The organism is Gilliamella apis (assembly GCF_030758615.1).
Taxonomy (GTDB): Bacteria; Pseudomonadota; Gammaproteobacteria; order Enterobacterales; family Orbaceae; genus Gilliamella; species Gilliamella apis_A.
Map to the genome: position 1 here is coordinate 815,255 of NZ_CP132381.1, position 16,009 is coordinate 831,263.

The 16,009-nt window shown below is 34.0% G+C and carries 16 protein-coding genes; 11 read left to right on the forward strand and 5 right to left on the reverse strand.

Annotation, left to right across the window (positions count from 1 at the left end):
- Positions 1 to 173: 173 nt before the first annotated feature.
- Positions 174 to 1,121, forward strand: a complete 948-nt coding sequence (locus RAM17_RS03830; RefSeq protein ID WP_086319756.1) for a ribose-phosphate pyrophosphokinase — start codon at positions 174 to 176, stop codon at positions 1,119 to 1,121.
- A gap of 77 nt (positions 1,122 to 1,198) precedes the next feature.
- Positions 1,199 to 1,783: an aminoacyl-tRNA hydrolase gene (gene pth, locus RAM17_RS03835; protein WP_086361658.1), complete on the forward strand. Its 585-nt coding sequence runs from the start codon at positions 1,199 to 1,201 to the stop codon at positions 1,781 to 1,783.
- Between the two features lie 89 nt (positions 1,784 to 1,872).
- On the opposite strand, the gene RAM17_RS03840 is transcribed toward pth, so the two are convergent.
- The 3 genes from RAM17_RS03840 to RAM17_RS03850 all read right to left on the reverse strand — a co-directional run bounded on the left by RAM17_RS03840 (position 1,873) and on the right by RAM17_RS03850 (position 4,954).
- A complete protein-coding gene (locus RAM17_RS03840; protein ID WP_110448454.1) occupies positions 1,873 to 2,337 on the reverse strand; it encodes a DUF3597 domain-containing protein in 465 nt (154 codons plus the stop codon).
- A 598-nt stretch (positions 2,338 to 2,935) separates the two neighbouring features.
- Positions 2,936 to 4,117 carry a mannonate dehydratase gene (uxuA, locus tag RAM17_RS03845; protein WP_110448453.1) on the reverse strand — a complete coding sequence of 394 codons (1,182 nt, stop codon included), beginning with the start codon at positions 4,115 to 4,117 and terminating at the stop codon, positions 2,936 to 2,938.
- Positions 4,118 to 4,192: 75 nt separating this feature from the next.
- Positions 4,193 to 4,954 (reverse strand): GntR family transcriptional regulator, encoded by a 762-nt coding sequence (locus RAM17_RS03850; RefSeq protein ID WP_110448452.1) that lies wholly within the window; start codon positions 4,952 to 4,954, stop codon positions 4,193 to 4,195.
- A gap of 282 nt (positions 4,955 to 5,236) precedes the next feature.
- Here RAM17_RS03850 and RAM17_RS03855 point away from each other — a divergent pair, with 282 nt between their 5' ends.
- The 8 genes from RAM17_RS03855 (at position 5,237) to rpmE (ending at position 13,589) form a co-directional block, all read left to right on the forward strand.
- Positions 5,237 to 6,706, forward strand: a complete 1,470-nt coding sequence (locus RAM17_RS03855; RefSeq protein ID WP_110448451.1) for a mannitol dehydrogenase family protein — start codon at positions 5,237 to 5,239, stop codon at positions 6,704 to 6,706.
- A gap of 15 nt (positions 6,707 to 6,721) precedes the next feature.
- Positions 6,722 to 8,128 carry a glucuronate isomerase gene (uxaC, locus tag RAM17_RS03860; protein ID WP_110448450.1) on the forward strand — a complete coding sequence of 469 codons (1,407 nt, stop codon included), beginning with the start codon at positions 6,722 to 6,724 and terminating at the stop codon, positions 8,126 to 8,128.
- A 41-nt stretch (positions 8,129 to 8,169) separates the two neighbouring features.
- Positions 8,170 to 9,429 carry an MFS transporter gene (locus RAM17_RS03865; protein WP_110448449.1) on the forward strand — a complete coding sequence of 420 codons (1,260 nt, stop codon included), beginning with the start codon at positions 8,170 to 8,172 and terminating at the stop codon, positions 9,427 to 9,429.
- 260 nt (positions 9,430 to 9,689) lie between these two features.
- Positions 9,690 to 10,151, forward strand: coding sequence for a DUF721 domain-containing protein (locus RAM17_RS03870; RefSeq protein ID WP_110448448.1), 462 nt, complete (start codon positions 9,690 to 9,692; stop codon positions 10,149 to 10,151).
- A gap of 50 nt (positions 10,152 to 10,201) precedes the next feature.
- On the forward strand, positions 10,202 to 10,606 hold the full coding sequence (locus RAM17_RS03875; RefSeq protein WP_110448447.1) for a YhcB family protein: 405 nt from the start codon (positions 10,202 to 10,204) through the stop codon (positions 10,604 to 10,606).
- Between the two features lie 84 nt (positions 10,607 to 10,690).
- Positions 10,691 to 12,070 carry a Do family serine endopeptidase gene (locus RAM17_RS03880; RefSeq protein WP_110448446.1) on the forward strand — a complete coding sequence of 460 codons (1,380 nt, stop codon included), beginning with the start codon at positions 10,691 to 10,693 and terminating at the stop codon, positions 12,068 to 12,070.
- Positions 12,071 to 12,179: 109 nt separating this feature from the next.
- The gene (gene degS / locus RAM17_RS03885) at positions 12,180 to 13,232 is read left to right on the forward strand and encodes an outer membrane-stress sensor serine endopeptidase DegS (RefSeq protein WP_110448445.1); all 1,053 of its coding nucleotides are present in this window, start codon (positions 12,180 to 12,182) and stop codon (positions 13,230 to 13,232) included.
- A 141-nt stretch (positions 13,233 to 13,373) separates the two neighbouring features.
- A complete protein-coding gene (rpmE, locus tag RAM17_RS03890; RefSeq protein ID WP_110448444.1) occupies positions 13,374 to 13,589 on the forward strand; it encodes a 50S ribosomal protein L31 in 216 nt (71 codons plus the stop codon).
- Positions 13,590 to 13,652: 63 nt separating this feature from the next.
- Here rpmE and metJ read toward each other — a convergent pair whose 3' ends face one another.
- Positions 13,653 to 13,970: a met regulon transcriptional regulator MetJ gene (gene metJ / locus RAM17_RS03895; protein ID WP_110448443.1), complete on the reverse strand. Its 318-nt coding sequence runs from the start codon at positions 13,968 to 13,970 to the stop codon at positions 13,653 to 13,655.
- Between the two features lie 180 nt (positions 13,971 to 14,150).
- On the opposite strand from metJ, the gene metB reads away from it, so the two are divergent.
- Complete coding sequence (gene metB / locus RAM17_RS03900; RefSeq protein ID WP_110448442.1) at positions 14,151 to 15,317, forward strand: cystathionine gamma-synthase; 1,167 nt, start codon at positions 14,151 to 14,153, stop codon at positions 15,315 to 15,317.
- An 82-nt stretch (positions 15,318 to 15,399) separates the two neighbouring features.
- Here the strand turns inward: metB and citX are convergent, their stop codons facing one another.
- A complete protein-coding gene (citX, locus tag RAM17_RS03905) occupies positions 15,400 to 15,969 on the reverse strand; it encodes a citrate lyase holo-[acyl-carrier protein] synthase (RefSeq protein ID WP_110448441.1) in 570 nt (189 codons plus the stop codon).
- Between the last annotated feature and the right edge of the window lie 40 nt (positions 15,970 to 16,009).

Below are 16,009 nucleotides of genomic sequence, written 5' to 3' on the forward strand. Positions count from 1 at the left end.
AAAAAAACATCTTATTAACTTAGTTTTTTATATATTAATGTGATGAATGTAAAATATTTTTAATAAATTTTTATAATGTGGTTGAGCATAATCTGTAAATGATTATATAATTGTGATCCCGATTTAACCGATTACGTTTTATGTAATCATGATTACATGCTTGAGGATTTCTCGTGCCTGATATGAAGCTTTTTGCTGGTAACGCCACACCCGAACTAGCAAAACGTATAGCTAATCGTCTTTATACTTCTCTTGGTGATATTATTGTTAGCCGTTTTAGTGACGGTGAAGTAAATGTCCAAATTAATGAAAATGTCCGTGGTGAAGATGTTTTTATTATCCAATCAACTTGTGCGCCTACCAATGACAATTTAATGGAATTATTAGTGATGATTGATGCGATGCGTCGAGCATCTGCTGGTCGTATTACTGCTGTTATTCCTTATTTTGGTTATGCAAGACAAGATCGTCGCGTACGTTCAGCCCGTGTGCCTATTACAGCCAAAGTTGTTGCTGACTTTTTATCGACTGTAGGTGTTGATAGGGTTTTAACCGTTGATCTTCATGCTGAACAGATTCAAGGTTTCTTTGATGTACCCGTTGATAATGTGTTTGGTAGCCCTGTTATTTTAGAAGATATGTTGCAACGTGATTTTGAACGCCCAATCGTGGTATCTCCAGATATTGGTGGTGTGGTTCGTGCTCGTGCTATTGCTAAACTTTTAAATGACACTGATATGGCTATTATCGATAAACGTCGTCAACGAGCTAACGAAGCAGAAGTGATGAATATTATCGGTGATGTTGCTGATAGAGATTGTATTTTAGTTGATGACATGATCGATACGGCAGGAACACTTTGTAAAGCGGCTGATGCATTAAAAGCTCGTGGCGCAAAACGTGTCTTTGCTTATGCAACTCACCCAATTTTCTCAGGAAAAGCTGTAAGTAACATTAAAGACTCTGCTATTGATGAAATTGTAGTTTGTGACACAATTCCATTAACAGCGGAAGTTAAAGCATTGAAAAATGTGCGTCAACTTACATTATCAGGTATGCTTGCTGAAGCAATTCGACGTATTAGTAACGAAGAATCGATTTCAGCAATGTTCCATCAATAATCTTTTCTTCTGAATTAGATAAATGCCCCTATTAGGGGCTTTTTTGTAATAACAGGATAATTAACGATTAAACTATTATGTCAACAATCAAACTAATTGTAGGGTTAGCCAATCCGGGTAATGAATATGCCGCAACTCGCCATAATGCGGGAGCTTGGTATGTTGATTTACTTGCTGAACGTTATAATCAACCATTAAAAAATGATCCTAAATTTTTTGGATATAGTTCTCGAATTAACATCAATGGGCATGATGTTCGTTTGTTAGTACCAACTACCTTTATGAATTTAAGTGGTAAAGCAGTGCAAGCAATGGCTTCTTTTTATCAAATTAAGCCTGATGAGATATTAATTGCTCATGATGAGTTAGATCTTAATCCAGGGATTGCCAAATTAAAATTTGGCGGTAGTCATGGTGGCCATAATGGCTTAAAAGACATTGCCAGTAAACTTGGCAATAATCTGAATTTCTATCGATTAAGAATTGGCATTGGCCATCCAGGCGATAAAAATAAAGTAGTTGGTTATGTCTTAAATAAACCCTCTAAACCGGAGCAAGAATTAATTGATAAAGCTATTGATGAATCAGTCTATTGTACTAATATTTTATTAACTGATGGAATTGAAAGTGCGATGAATCGTTTGCATGCATTTAAAGCTTAAAGTTGTTAACAATAGCGTGTTTTAATTAATTGACTATAAAAAAATCCACCTGATAAACAGGTGGATAACAAATCACGTATCAATTCTGATTAAGAAAATAAATGAGAAACATTACCACCTTTTTCAGCTATTTTCTTCATTACTTCTTTTATTAACCATGTATTCATCGATGCGGTATCGTCAGTACTGCCGGTATAATCAAGTTCGGCGGCGAGTTTTTTACGTGCATCTAAACTACTATCGATACCTAATAATTTCAATAAATCAACAATAGATGTTTTCCAATTAAGTTTTTCTGGAAATTTTTTAGCCAAATTATCCAAAATTGACATGACATCGATCTCAGATATCGGCGCTTTGTTGTCCGATGTGTTTTGTTGATTTTGATCGGAATTACTATTATTTGTGTTATTACTTGAAGTATTATCTGAAGTTTTGTCTTTTACTGTGTCAGTGATTTTATCAACTTGCTCTTTCACTGCATCTTTAGCATGACCTACAGCGGCTTGTGCGCTTGGAAATATTTTTGAAAAAATATTATTTAAGATACCCATATTACACCCCTTATGTTTAAACTGCTTATTAAAAAACTGCTTAACGATATAGATGTAGAAAATATCCCTTTAAGTATAGCGGTTAAGTATAAATTATGTCAAAACCACAATCCTTTAATAGCATTTTTTGTAATATTGCTTATAAACGCAAAAATATTGACTGCTTTTATTAGGTATTCTTGTTTAGGCTATTTAACTATTAATTTAAACAGGTTTATCTTTTGGCTCTATAAATTTATTGTACCAATTATATAAATATGTGTGATATGTATCGCGATTTTTTAAATATTTTTAATATATTGGTTAAAAATACTAGCATATTTGGTTTACCAATTGTAATATGGATTTTATTAATTCACTTTAAACAATAGAAAACAGGTATAGACTAAGAAATTGGCTTGCAAATTTAATTCTTTAATTTGATTAAAAATGTTTCAATTAGTAGATATCAATGATAATTCTGAAAAATAATTATTTATAGTAAAAACATCCTAACTATATAAGGAAAATAGCGTGTATATCACGCTATTTTTATATGTAAATTATGGAAAATAAAAAAAGCCCATAATCAGGGCTTTCAATACAGAAAAATTATTTTTTATTCGAAAAATGCACGTTTAATTGCGTATTCAACCCCCCGGATTTCAGCTAAACCTCTTAAGCGTCCTATTGCCGAATAACCTGGATTAGTTTTCTTTTTAAGATCATCAAGCATCTGGTGACCATGATCAGGACGAACGGGTATTAAACGGTTTATGCCAGCCTTTTTGCGACGTTCTTCTTCCGCAATAAGTACTTTTATTACGCCATACATATCAACGTCTCCAGCTAGGTGATCGCCTTCGTGGAAAGATAATGGATTATCTTCACGTACTGTTGCACGTAGATGAATAAAATAAACTCGATCGGCAAATTTTTCAGCCATAGTAACTAAATCATTATCACTACGAACACCATAAGAGCCAGTACAAAAGCAAAAACCATTATGGATACTATCAACAGTCTCTTTTATCCATTGCATATCTTCAATCGTTGAAACAATGCGAGGTAGACCTAAAATCGGTCTAGGAGGATCATCTGGATGAACAGTTAATACAACGCCAACTTCTTCTGCAACAGGTACAATAGCTTTTAAGAAATAAGCATAGTTTTCGCGTAATTTAGCTTTATCAATACCATCATAAGTTGCAAGATGAGCTCGAAACTGATCAAGTGAATAACCTTCTTCAGCGCCAGGTAAACCAGCAATAATGTTTGCGACCAGTTTATCTTTATCGGCTTGTGTCATTTGTTCAAAGTAAGTTTTTGCTGAAAGGATATCTTCTTGACTATAATCTTTTTCGGCATTAGGTCGTTGTAAAATATGGATATCAAATGCTGCAAAGGCAATTTGATCAAAGCGAAGAGCTCTTGAACCATCTGGTAATTGATAACCAAGATCGGTGCGAGTCCAGTCTAATACCGGCATAAAATTGTAACAAACAGTATCAATACCACAAGCGGCTAAATTACGAATAGATTGTTGATAATTAGCAATATGTTGTTCAACGTTACCTGAATGGGTTTTTATCTCTTCATGAACTGGAATACTTTCGACAACTGACCAATTGAGGCCCTTATCTTCGATTATTTTTTTTCGCTTTTGAATTTCATCAATAGTCCATACTTCACCATTAGGTATATGGTGCAATGCTGTAACAATTCCGGTTGCTCCGGATTGTCTAATATCATCCAATGATACTGGGTCGCTAGGTCCAAACCAACGCATTGTTTGTTCCATCTAAAATCTCCTCAATGATTCTTTATTTAATAAGTCATTCTTAAATGAAGATCCATTAACAATGCATATTTTCAGCTATTGGTTAACAATAGTGACCGGAATAGAGTCAAATAAATAACCATCAAAATTTGGATCTTCACTGTCAGAAACAGTCATTAATGTTTGTTTAACATTTTCTAAGTGTTGCCACATAGCATGGCGTGCAGCCATAGCATCTTTTAACTGTAAAGCTTGTAGAATTTTTTCATGATCATATAGCCACTTTTTACGGTAACTATGATCGGTAATTCTACTTTGTAGCTGGTCCCACATTTTACTTGTAGATCGTTTAGCCCATAGATCTGTCAATAAACGTTCAAGTACAGAATTTTTGGTAGCTCGTGCTATAGCAATATGAAACATTTCATCAGCACTATAGTCATCAAGAACTTCTTGTTCTAATATTTTCCGTTCTTGTTCCAATATTGCTCTTAATTCAACAATATCTGCTTTGACAATCTGTGAAGCAGCAAAAGCGGCAATATTGCTTTCAATTAATTGTCTAGCTTGTAATAATTCAAATGGACCTAAATCTTCTTCTTCAATTTTTCTATCTTTTTCAGATAAGACTTCATCAGGTAAACCAATTACATAAACACCGGAGCCTTTTTTTACTGCAACTAAATTTTCAAGTTCTAGCATAATCAACGCTTCACGAACTACTGTTCTACTGACATTAAAAGTTTCAGCAATGTCTCTTTCTGGTGGGAGCCGATCACCAATTTTAAAAGTTCCACTTTTTAATAATGATTTCAACTCATTACCAATTTCTTGATAAAGTCGATTGACCCTTGGCATAATCTATAGTCCTTAGAATACTTTAAAGTTTAATGTAGATAATTATACGCTAATTATTACAACTCCTCTAAGCCTATAATAACAGAAAGTCGTTTCAGTTTTTATATTGGTTTACCAATATTTTTCGGTATTATAGTGTTTTTTTGCAAAATAACTCATAATATAAACCAAAAAATGTGATGCTCGTCACAAAAATAAAAAAATAAAGGTGAAAATTTTATCAACAAATGAAAATATGTCTAACCAATAAATACTGTCAACTAGTTAATAATGGTGTGTTACATGTTAAATTTATCAAATACTCCCCAATCAATCGAACACAAACCTTTATATGATCGAGAAAAAATGGTAGCGCGGATTGTACATATAGGTTTTGGGGCTTTTCATCGAGCTCATCAGGCATTATTTACTGATCGTCTGTTAAATAAAGGTAACAGTGATTGGGCCATTTGTGAGGTGAATATTGTTGGCGGTGAAGAGCTTATTAATGATATTCGAAAACAAGATCATCTCTATACGGTTTTAGAAAAAGGTGCAACGTCTAAACAAGCCTATATTATTGGCAGTGTGAAAGAATCATTATTAGCGCCAATAGATGGTATTGAAGCTATTTTAGAAAAAATGGCTGATCCGGTAATCGAGATTGTTTCATTGACGGTAACCGAAAAAGGTTATTGTATGTTACCAGGTGGTGCTGGCTTGGATTTAAATAATCAATTAATTAAATCTGATCTGAGTTCGCCAACTAAACCTATGTCAGCTCCTGGCGTGATTGTTGAGGCCTTATATAGACGGATGCAACGAGGTTTAAAATCATTTACTGCTTTATCATGTGATAATATGCCTGAAAATGGTTTGGTATTAAAAAAAGCGATTCTAGACTTAGCAAATGCACGTGATCCAGAGTTAGCCCAATGGATTGAAACCAACACCACTTTCCCTTGTACCATGGTTGATCGTATTGTACCAGCTGCGACAGCCGAAACATTAACAGAAATTCAAGATGTACTAGGCGGTATGTTTGATCCTTGTGGTATAGCTTGTGAACCATTTATTCAATGGGTTATTGAAGATAATTTTGTTACTACTCGACCTAATTGGAATGAAGTTGGCGCTGAATTTGTTGATAATGTTGTCCCATATGAAGAAATGAAACTTCGAATGTTAAATGGTAGCCATTCATTCTTAGCATATTTAGGTTATTTAGCTGGTTATGAGAATATTAATGATTGTATGAATGATGAGGCTTATAAACAGGCAACTTTATCATTAATGCTACAACAACAAGCTCCAACTTTAAATGTTCCACCACAGGTTAATTTACAGCAATATGCTGAAAAATTGATTGAAAGATTTAGTAATCCATCACTAAAACATCGAACATGGCAAATAGCCATGGATGGAACGCAAAAACTACCACAACGTTTACTTGATTCAATTCGTTGGCATATCAAACATAATTCTGATTTTTCTTTACTTGCTTTAGGTGTGGCTGGCTGGATTCGTTATGTTGGTGGTATTGATGATCATAAACAAATAATCGATCTTCGTGACCCAATGGTGGATGAGTTAAAAAAACTAGTAACCGCCAGTGATGATGGTATTGGGCGAGTCAATGCTTTATTAACTTTAGACGCTGTTTTTGGATCTGATCTACCAAATAATTCATTATTTAAAGATAAAGTAACTCAACATTATCTTTGTTTAATGGAGAAAGGTGCAAAACAAACTATTCAGGATTTATTTTTTTAAATTGGACTTTAGAGTATGAAAAAATTTTTAGATGATAACTTTTTGTTACAAACTGATGCAGCACAAAAGCTTTATTTTGATTATGCTAAAGATCAACCTATATATGATTATCATTGCCATTTACCACCAAAAGATATCGCTGAGAATAAAAATTTCGGTAATTTAACTGAAATTTGGTTAGCTGGCGACCATTATAAATGGCGAGTATTGCGAACAGCTGGTGTCGATGAAAAATTTATAACTGGTACTGCATCTGATTATGAAAAATATCTTACATGGGCAAAAGTTGTTCCTTTAACACTAGGAAATCCTATTTATCATTGGACCCATTTAGAGTTAAAGAGACCATTTGGTATAAAAAATATTATTCTTAATGAAAAAACAGCTGATCAAATATGGGCTGAAGCTAATGCTAAATTAGCAACAGCTGAGTTTTCTACTCGCGGTATTTTAACTCAAATGAATGTTAAAGCCGTTGGTACAACTGATGATCCCATCGATTCACTTGAATATCATAAACAAATTGCATTAGATACCTCATTTCAGACTAAAGTAAGGCCTAGCTGGAGGCCAGATAAAGTCTTCAAAATAGAATTGGCTGGTTTTGTTGAGTACATTACTGAATTAGGCAAAGTTACGGATATTGAAATTGATAATTTTGACAAACTACTTTGTGCATTAACCAAACGCCTAGATCATTTTGAACAGCATGGCTGTGAAGCATCAGATCACGGTATAGAAATTTTACGTTATGCCGACATTCCTACCGGAAAACAGCTTGATCAAATAATAACAAAACGCCTTGCTAATCAATCCCTTTCTGAATTAGAAATTGCTCAATTTAGTACTGCGGTATTGGTTTGGTTAGGTAAGCAATATCATAAACGCAATTGGGTAATGCAATTACACTTAGGTGCGCTACGTAATAATAATCAAAGAATGTTTAAATTACTAGGCCCTGATGCTGGATTTGATTCGATTGGCGATAGACCAATTGCCGAACCACTCTCTTCATTATTAGGTATTTTAGACTTAACTGATGAATTACCGAAAACTATTTTATATTGCCTAAACCCTCGTGACAATGAAGTGTTAGCTACTATGGCTGGTAACTTTCAAGGTTCAGGCATTGCAGGAAAAATTCAATTTGGATCTGGTTGGTGGTTCAATGACCAGAAAGATGGCATGGAACGCCAAATTATGCAACTTTCTCAAATGGGATTATTAAGTCAATTTGTTGGTATGTTAACTGATTCTCGTAGTTTCTTATCCTTTACCAGACATGAATATTTTAGGCGAATCCTTTGCAATATGGTGGGACATTGGATGGAAAATGGCGAAATTCCTGCTGATTTTGATTTAGTTGGCAATATGATTAGAAATATTTGTTTTAACAATGCAAGTCATTATTTTTCTAAATAGCAATAATTCAAATTAACATTAAATAGGATGAAGGAAATAAAATGAGAAAAATACCAAAGTTTAGATGGTGCATGATTTTACTTGTTTGTGCTATTACTATTATCAATTATCTAGATCGAACTGCATTAGGTGTTGCTGCACCGACAATTTTAGAAACCACTGGTATTACTAAAGAGCAATATTCTTGGATAGTGAGTGCATTCCAGTTGGCCTATACTATTGGTCAACCTATTATGGGCTTTTTTATTGATACAATTGGTCTAAGACTTGGATTTGCTATCTGTGCAGTAATTTGGGGACTAGCAACTATGGGCCATGCTTTAACTGGTACATGGCAAGGTTTAGCTTTCATGCGCGGAGTAATGGGCTTTAGTGAAGCATCGGCTATTCCTGCAGGAATAAAAACCGCATCTATATGGTTTCCAGCAAAAGAACGAGGCATTGCGTCAGGTGTGTTTAATATGGGGACCTCATTTGGTGCGATGCTTGCTCCACCATTGATTGCTTGGTGTATTTTATTCCAAGGTTGGGAATTTGCTTTTGTTGTTTCAGGATCATTAGCATTAATTGCTGCTCTAGCATGGTTTATTTTTTATCGTGATCCTAAAGATTCAAAAAGACTATCTGCAGAAGAAAGAGAGTATATTGAGGCTGGACAAGAGAAATATTTAGACAGCGATAACAAACAGGAAAAAGCATCCCTTAAAACAATCCTTACTCAGCGTAATTTTTGGGGTATTGGTATTGCTCGTTTTCTTGCTGATCCAGCGTGGGGAACAATCAATTTTTGGGTACCAATCTTCTTTGTTGAAACATTGCATTTTAGTTTAAAAGAAATTGCCATGTTTGTTTGGTTACCATTTTTGATGGCTGATCTCGGCTGTTTAGCTAGTGGTTTTGTAGCGAAGTTCTTTAATGACCGTGGAATATCATTAATCAATTCGAGATTGATTACCTTTACGATCGGTGCAGTATTAATGATGACAATCGGTTTTGTTAGTATTGTTGAAAATCCATACTTAGCTGTATTCTTAATTAGTCTTGGTGGTTTCTCTCATCAATTATTATCTACTGTTGCATCAACTTTAGGTGGTGATTTATTTAAGAAAAATCAAGTTGCTACAGCAGTTGGAATGGCTGGCGCTTGTGCTTGGACAGGACAGTTAATATTTAACCTTTTCATCGGTGCATTTGTTGGCATAATTGGTTTTGGTCCATTCTTTATTGCGTTAGCTTTCTTTGATGTAATTGGAGCAATTGTGCTTTGGATATTTATTCGAGAAAATAAAGTTTATAATTAATTATTAATTAGATAATTAATCAATAATCAGTAAACTAGAATAGGTAGAATCAAAATTTTTGATTCTACCTATTTATTATTCGAGCGAGTTCAATTATTTGGTTTAGTCTTTCTATTGTTTTCTGATAATACAAAAAAACTGTAAATATTATTTTTTTACAGGACATTTTTAATTAGATAAGGTAAATTATTTGGCATAAAAATGTTTATGGTTGAGTTAGTTGCTATTAATTTTAGCAAGAAGTAAGGATAGCCTGAATTATGCGTGATAATGAACCAAAAGTGTTGACCTCTTTGTTGTCACAAGGGGCATTATTATCAAAATTAAAGGAAAGAGCTGTCGCTTTAAGTCAATTGACCAAAGTTATTGATGAATTACTTCCAACGCCATTAAATCAGCAATATCGGGTTGCTAATTATCGTCAAGGTGTGCTTATTCTTGAAGTCAGTTCGGCCAGTTGGTTGACAAGACTGAAGTACGAACAAGGTAACTTATTATCTGGGATACGCCAAAAAATTTTACCATCTTTATCTTCTATCCAATATAAAATTAATCCGACTATAGCAACTAATTATTCGCAATCAGTAATTTTGTCAGCCAAGAATGTTAAAATTAGTAATGTGATTAGTAAGCAAACAGCAATATATTTAAATGCAGTTGCAGAACAAGCACCAGATAAATTGAAAAAACAATTGATTAAACTTGCGAACCATGCAAAATAAACCAAATAATATGTTTAAGTTATATAATTAAAAGCTATAAGGAGTGAAATATGGATAATAACATGATGACTTATATCATCATTGGCCTAGTAATTGGATTTATTTTAGGCATGATTTTCATGAATTTTATTTCGCCAAAAGGGCGTAAATATATCAAAGCTCAACGCGAATTAGAGCAAGCTCAAGAAGAGTTAGCTTCACAGAAACAAATGATGGTTAAGCATTTTTCACATAGTGCTGAGATTTTAGATAATATGGCTAAAGAATTTCGTCGATTATATCAACACATTGCTGAAAGTTCAGGTCAATTTGTAAATAACGAGAATATGCCTATTATTGATTTAGAGTCAAATAATGACATCAGCGTTAAACAAGAATTAACGCTTGAAAAACAGCCCAAAGATTATTCAGATAACCCATCTGGATTATTCAAAAGTGAAGATATTAAACCATGATTAATTTTAAATACTTTTTGATAAGATAATATTAATCAGATTTATATTGTAAATATTAAATCCGTTAAATAAGAGAGTTTTATAATGAGTCATTCTTTATGTAAACCAAAAAATTTATTAAGTATTATTGCCTTAAGTTTAGGTTTAAGTTTAGCTACATTACCGAATGCTTATGCTGCTTTTCCATTTATTCCTACAGATAATAATTCACAACCGCAACAGCCTACATTGGCACCAATGTTAGAAACAGTATTACCTTCGGTTGTAAGTATAAAAGTTGAAGGCACAGCAAAAATGCAAAGTAATATGCCAGAAGAGTTTAGACGCTTTTTTGGTTATCCTGATAGTCAGTCTAGATCATTTTCGGGATTAGGCTCTGGTGTAATTATTGATGCCGAAAAAGGGTATATTGTTACTAATAATCATGTTATTGATAATGCAGATAAAATTACTGTTTCGTTAAATGACGGTCATGAATATCAAGCTAAATTAATCGGTAGGGATCCACAAAGTGATATTGCATTGTTAAAAGTTGATGATGCTAGCAGATTAACTGCAATTAAAATTGCTGATTCAGATAAAACTAGAGTAGGTGATTATGTTGTTGCGATTGGTAATCCATTTGGAATTGGTCAAACAGTAACATCAGGTATTATTTCAGCACTAGCTCGTAGTGGGCTAAACATGAATGGATTTGAGAACTTTATCCAAACTGATGCTTCCATTAACCAAGGTAATTCTGGTGGCGCTTTAGTTAATTTGAATGGTGAACTCGTTGGCATTAACACTGCTATTATTGCGCCAAGTGGTGGTAATGTAGGTATTGGTTTTGCGATACCGAGCAATATGGTTAAAAGTTTAACTTCTCAACTTATTGAATATGGTGAAGTCAAACGAGGGGTTTTAGGTATCAAAGGTAACGAATTAACTTCCGATATCGCGAAAGCTTTTGATCTTGAAGTACAGAAAGGTGCTTTTGTTAGTGAAGTTATTGCTGATTCAGCAGCCCAAGAAGCTGGTATAAAATCAGGAGATATAATCATCTCAATGGATGGTAAACCCGTTGAGAGCTTTGCTGAGTTACGCGCTAAAATTGCCACAACGGGCGCTGGTCGTACTGTTAAGTTAGGTATTATTCGAGATGGAAAAGAAATTTCTGTTGAGGTGAAATTAAAAAACAGTGATGAATCAACTACTCAAGCAAAATCTCTTTATCCAGCTCTAGATGGTGCAACTTTAGCTAATGGTGAGGTAAAAGGCCAAAAAGGTGTGCTGATTGAAAGTATTGCTAAAAATTCACCTGCATCTCGATTAAGTTTACAAGAAGGTGATTTAATCACTGGTGTAAATAAAGCGAGAGTGAATAGTATTTCTGATTTACGTACAATTATTGATAGCAATCCTTCTGCTATTGCTTTAAATATTGTTAGAGGCGATAGTCGTCTTTATCTCATTTTACGTTAATTATTTAGCTAGATATCGTCGGTGCTTAGCATCGACGAAAACGCCTTTTTAACCCTTCGTTATATATGATAAAATCCTATTAATCATTCTCATCCTACTAGTGACCATTATGCTTAAAAAAATTCTATGGCCAATATTAATTGGTGCTGTTTTAGCGATAGTGTTACTCATTATTTTTCCTTCTTTAAGAAATGGAACGCAATCTGATTTTTCAAGATCTATTTTTAATGATGAACCTATGAGTTATTCAAATGCAGTAAAGATAGCCGCACCAGCCGTGGTAAATATTTATAGTCGCTCAATTAATTCTGTACCTAAACAATCACAAGATAGTCCAATAACACCGTTGGGTTCTGGTGTTATTATGAGTGAGCTTGGTTATATCGTTACCAATTATCATGTTGTTGATGGAGCAGAACAAATTATTGTTGCTTTGCAAGATGGGCGGATTTTTGCTGCATTACCTGTTGGTTCCGATAAATTAGTTGATATTGCTGTATTAAAAATCGAAGCATCTAATCTTCCAAGAATACCGATTAATTCTTCCCGCGATCCGAAAATTGGTGATGTCGTCTTAGCCATTGGCAACCCTTATAACATCGGGCAAACTATTACTCAAGGTATCATTAGTGCTACTGGTCGTGATGGACTCAGTCCATATCGTCGACAAAATTTTATCCAAACAGATGCTTCCATCAATCATGGTAATTCTGGAGGTGCTTTAGTTAACACTAAAGGTGAATTGATGGGTATTAACACTCTGACATTTGCCAAAAATCTAGGTAATGATGTGCCGGAAGGTATTGGTTTTGCCATTCCAACTGCATTAGCTGTTAAAATAATGAATAAATTAATTCAAGATGGCAAAGTGATTCGAGGCTATATTGGCATTGATGGTTTAGAATTTGCACCAACACAAAATACAAGTGATCTGCCGAAAGTGTTAGGTATTTTAGTCACTAATGCTGAAGGGCCTTCTTTGCAGGCTGGTGTACAAGCTAATGATATTTTAATAATGGTTGATAATAAGCCAGTAAAATCGATTGTTGAAACCATGGATCAAATTGCTGAGTTGAAACCGGGAACAATCGTCCCCATAATTGTCTTACGCAATGGTGAAAAGATTCAGTTGCAAATCACTATTGGTCAATTGCCGGTTTAGATTGGCCTTTTATTACTTGATTATCTTTGATATAGGACGTATAATTCGCACCCTTATCATGTTATTTAACACTCGTATGGTGTATAGATTTTGCGATTAAGCCATTTATATAGCGATACGAACAAACTTTAGAGGTTTATTATGAAAGAAGGTATCCATCCAGAATACACTGCAATTACAGCAACTTGTTCTTGTGGTAACAAAATTGAAACTCATTCAACTGTTGGTCATGATATTCATCTTGACGTATGTGGTGAATGTCACCCGTTCTATACAGGTAAACAACGTGATGTAGCAACTGGCGGACGTGTTGATAAATTTAAACAACGTTTTGCAATGGTTGGTGGTAAAAAATAGTTTTACTAATTTTTACGTTGTAAAAAAGGCGCTTTAGGCGCCTTTTTTGTATCTATGATTAAATCATTCATCAATTAAATCAGGATCTATACCTAAAGCTCGCATCATTTTCTGCGCTTGTAACGGAATGCCATCTTCATGATCTTTCTGTAAATCTTCATCACAAGGCAATGGTTGACCAGTATAAGCGTGTAGAAAAGCTTCACATAAAAGTTCACTATTCGTTGCATGACGTAAATTATTGACTTGTCGTCTAGTTCGCTCATCAGTTAATATTTTTAATACTTTTAACGGAATTGAGACTGTAATTTTTTTTACTTGTTCGCTTTTTTTACCATGCTCAGCATAAGGGCTAATATAATCGCCGTTCCATTCCATCATTTATTCACCAAATCAATTACATCACAAATAATGTGGATAATTTTAGCGTTTTTTTTGCTTAGCTGCAATCTATACACCAAGATAGTTAGACGTCTAGACATGTTGACGTCTTTTTTTATTGTGTTATTCTTATACAACTAAAATCTAAAAATAAATAAAATGGTTTGTAGGAAGGTTATTATGGCTCATAAATCTAAAAATCTTAGCCAAGATACTATTGCTGTTCGTGGTGGATTAAATACAGATGACCAATTTGGTAGCGTAGTTCCTGTTATTACGCCTTCAACGTGTTATCGCTATCAATCATTTGCAACACCAAGGAAATTTGATTATGGTCGCAAATCTAATCCAAGTAGACGATTAGTTGAGGAAACGGTAGCGAAATTAGAAGGTGGTGCCGATGCCATTTTAACTAATTGCGGTATGTCAGCAATACATCTAGTCAGTGTAGCCTTACTTGGCCCAAATGATACCGTTGTTGCTCCTCATGATTGTTATGGCGGTAGTTATCGATTATTTAACAGCTTGAGTCAAAAAGGTTATTTTAAAACCAAATTTGTAGACCAATCCGATCCTATCGCTTTAAAAGAAGTGCTGAATTTAAAACCTAAATTAGTATTGATTGAATCGCCAAGTAATCCATTATTAAGAGTCGTTGATATTGCTGATATTGCACGTCAGGCGCATGAGGTTGGTGCGTTAGTTCTGGTTGATAATACCTTTATGACACCAATTTTACAAAAACCACTGGAATTAGGGGCTGATATTGTTAGTCACTCTTGTACTAAATTTCTAAATGGCCACTCAGATCTATTAGCCGGAATAGTAGTATTTAAAGATCAACAATTAGCTACAGATGTATTGTGGTGGGCAAATAATATCGGAACATCAACTTCATCATTTGATAGTTATTTATTATTACGTGGTTTAAGAACCCTCACTGCAAGAGTTAGATTACAACAAGAAAATGCAGAAAAAGTCGTTGAATTTTTAGTTAATCATCCTAAAATTGCTAAAGTTTTTCATCCTTCGTTACCAACAAATTTAGGTCATGACATTGCCAAAAAACAACAAAAAGGCTTTGGTTCACTGTTGAGTTTTGAATTAGCTTGTGCTGCCGATGATATGCCTAAATTCCTAGATGCGCTGAATATTTTTACCTTAGCGCAATCACTTGGTGGCGTAGAAAGTTTAATATGTCATCCAGCTACAATGACCCATTCAGGAATTAGTGCTGAAGCACGTAAAACAGCGGGTATATCCGATCAATTATTACGTATTTCTGTGGGTCTCGAGGATATCGATGATCTGATTGGTGATTTAGAGCAAGCGTTAGCAAATATTTAACCGTCATCAATTTATCAATAGAGTTGGAAAATAGTTTATTTTTCGACTCTATTAATATAGATAGCTATATATTTAAGCTCGTTTAATTATTTCGATAATCATTGACTTTATTGGCAATGGCACTGAGGATTTCTTTAATGGAATGCCTTTTACTACGACCACAAATTTTAGCATTATCATGGCAAACTAAACATTGTCGAGAATGATGTTCGAATTTAGACCGAGAAATACTTTTTTGTGTAATAGGGTCAATGACATCAATATCCCATAATCGTCCTAAAAAATGCCTCTCCTCAATTTTTATACACAGTTGTTTAAGTATATCAACGTTATAATCAATTGATAATAATGCTTCATCACCAGTTATGCTTTCATAAAATTTTTCATGGATAATAGAAATATTATGTTGGTTTAACATCTGATGGATAGCTTGTACAGCTTCATTAAATAAGAATACAGTGCCACTACTTTTCTTGATTGGTCCAGGTATTACTAAACTTAATGATATTAGCGGATAAGGGTATTGCTCAAAAACTTGTTGCTGATTGTTTACACGGTTTTCTTTGGCTATTAACATTTGCTCAAGCGTTATGTTAATACCATCGTCGAATCTTAATGTTGGATTATTCATAATGATGTTGAGTAATAGCATAACTAAGAATTTTGTTATGCTATTACTATTACAAAGTTAA

What these genes read in the sequence shown, in the direction of transcription:
- RAM17_RS03880 (WP_110448446.1), top strand. Translation starts at nt 10,691, where the DNA reads ATGAGTCATTCTTTATGTAAACCAAAAAATTTATTAAGTATTATTGCC.
- citX (WP_110448441.1), bottom strand. Translation starts at nt 15,969, where the DNA reads ATGCTATTACTCAACATCATTATGAATAATCCAACATTAAGATTCGAC.
- metB (WP_110448442.1), top strand. Translation starts at nt 14,151, where the DNA reads ATGGCTCATAAATCTAAAAATCTTAGCCAAGATACTATTGCTGTTCGT.
- pth (WP_086361658.1), top strand. Translation starts at nt 1,199, where the DNA reads ATGTCAACAATCAAACTAATTGTAGGGTTAGCCAATCCGGGTAATGAA.
- degS (WP_110448445.1), top strand. Translation starts at nt 12,180, where the DNA reads ATGCTTAAAAAAATTCTATGGCCAATATTAATTGGTGCTGTTTTAGCG.
- uxaC (WP_110448450.1), top strand. Translation starts at nt 6,722, where the DNA reads ATGAAAAAATTTTTAGATGATAACTTTTTGTTACAAACTGATGCAGCA.
- RAM17_RS03875 (WP_110448447.1), top strand. Translation starts at nt 10,202, where the DNA reads ATGGATAATAACATGATGACTTATATCATCATTGGCCTAGTAATTGGA.
- uxuA (WP_110448453.1), bottom strand. Translation starts at nt 4,117, where the DNA reads ATGGAACAAACAATGCGTTGGTTTGGACCTAGCGACCCAGTATCATTG.
- RAM17_RS03870 (WP_110448448.1), top strand. Translation starts at nt 9,690, where the DNA reads ATGCGTGATAATGAACCAAAAGTGTTGACCTCTTTGTTGTCACAAGGG.
- metJ (WP_110448443.1), bottom strand. Translation starts at nt 13,970, where the DNA reads ATGATGGAATGGAACGGCGATTATATTAGCCCTTATGCTGAGCATGGT.
- RAM17_RS03855 (WP_110448451.1), top strand. Translation starts at nt 5,237, where the DNA reads ATGTTAAATTTATCAAATACTCCCCAATCAATCGAACACAAACCTTTA.
- rpmE (WP_110448444.1), top strand. Translation starts at nt 13,374, where the DNA reads ATGAAAGAAGGTATCCATCCAGAATACACTGCAATTACAGCAACTTGT.
- RAM17_RS03850 (WP_110448452.1), bottom strand. Translation starts at nt 4,954, where the DNA reads ATGCCAAGGGTCAATCGACTTTATCAAGAAATTGGTAATGAGTTGAAA.
- RAM17_RS03865 (WP_110448449.1), top strand. Translation starts at nt 8,170, where the DNA reads ATGAGAAAAATACCAAAGTTTAGATGGTGCATGATTTTACTTGTTTGT.
- RAM17_RS03840 (WP_110448454.1), bottom strand. Translation starts at nt 2,337, where the DNA reads ATGGGTATCTTAAATAATATTTTTTCAAAAATATTTCCAAGCGCACAA.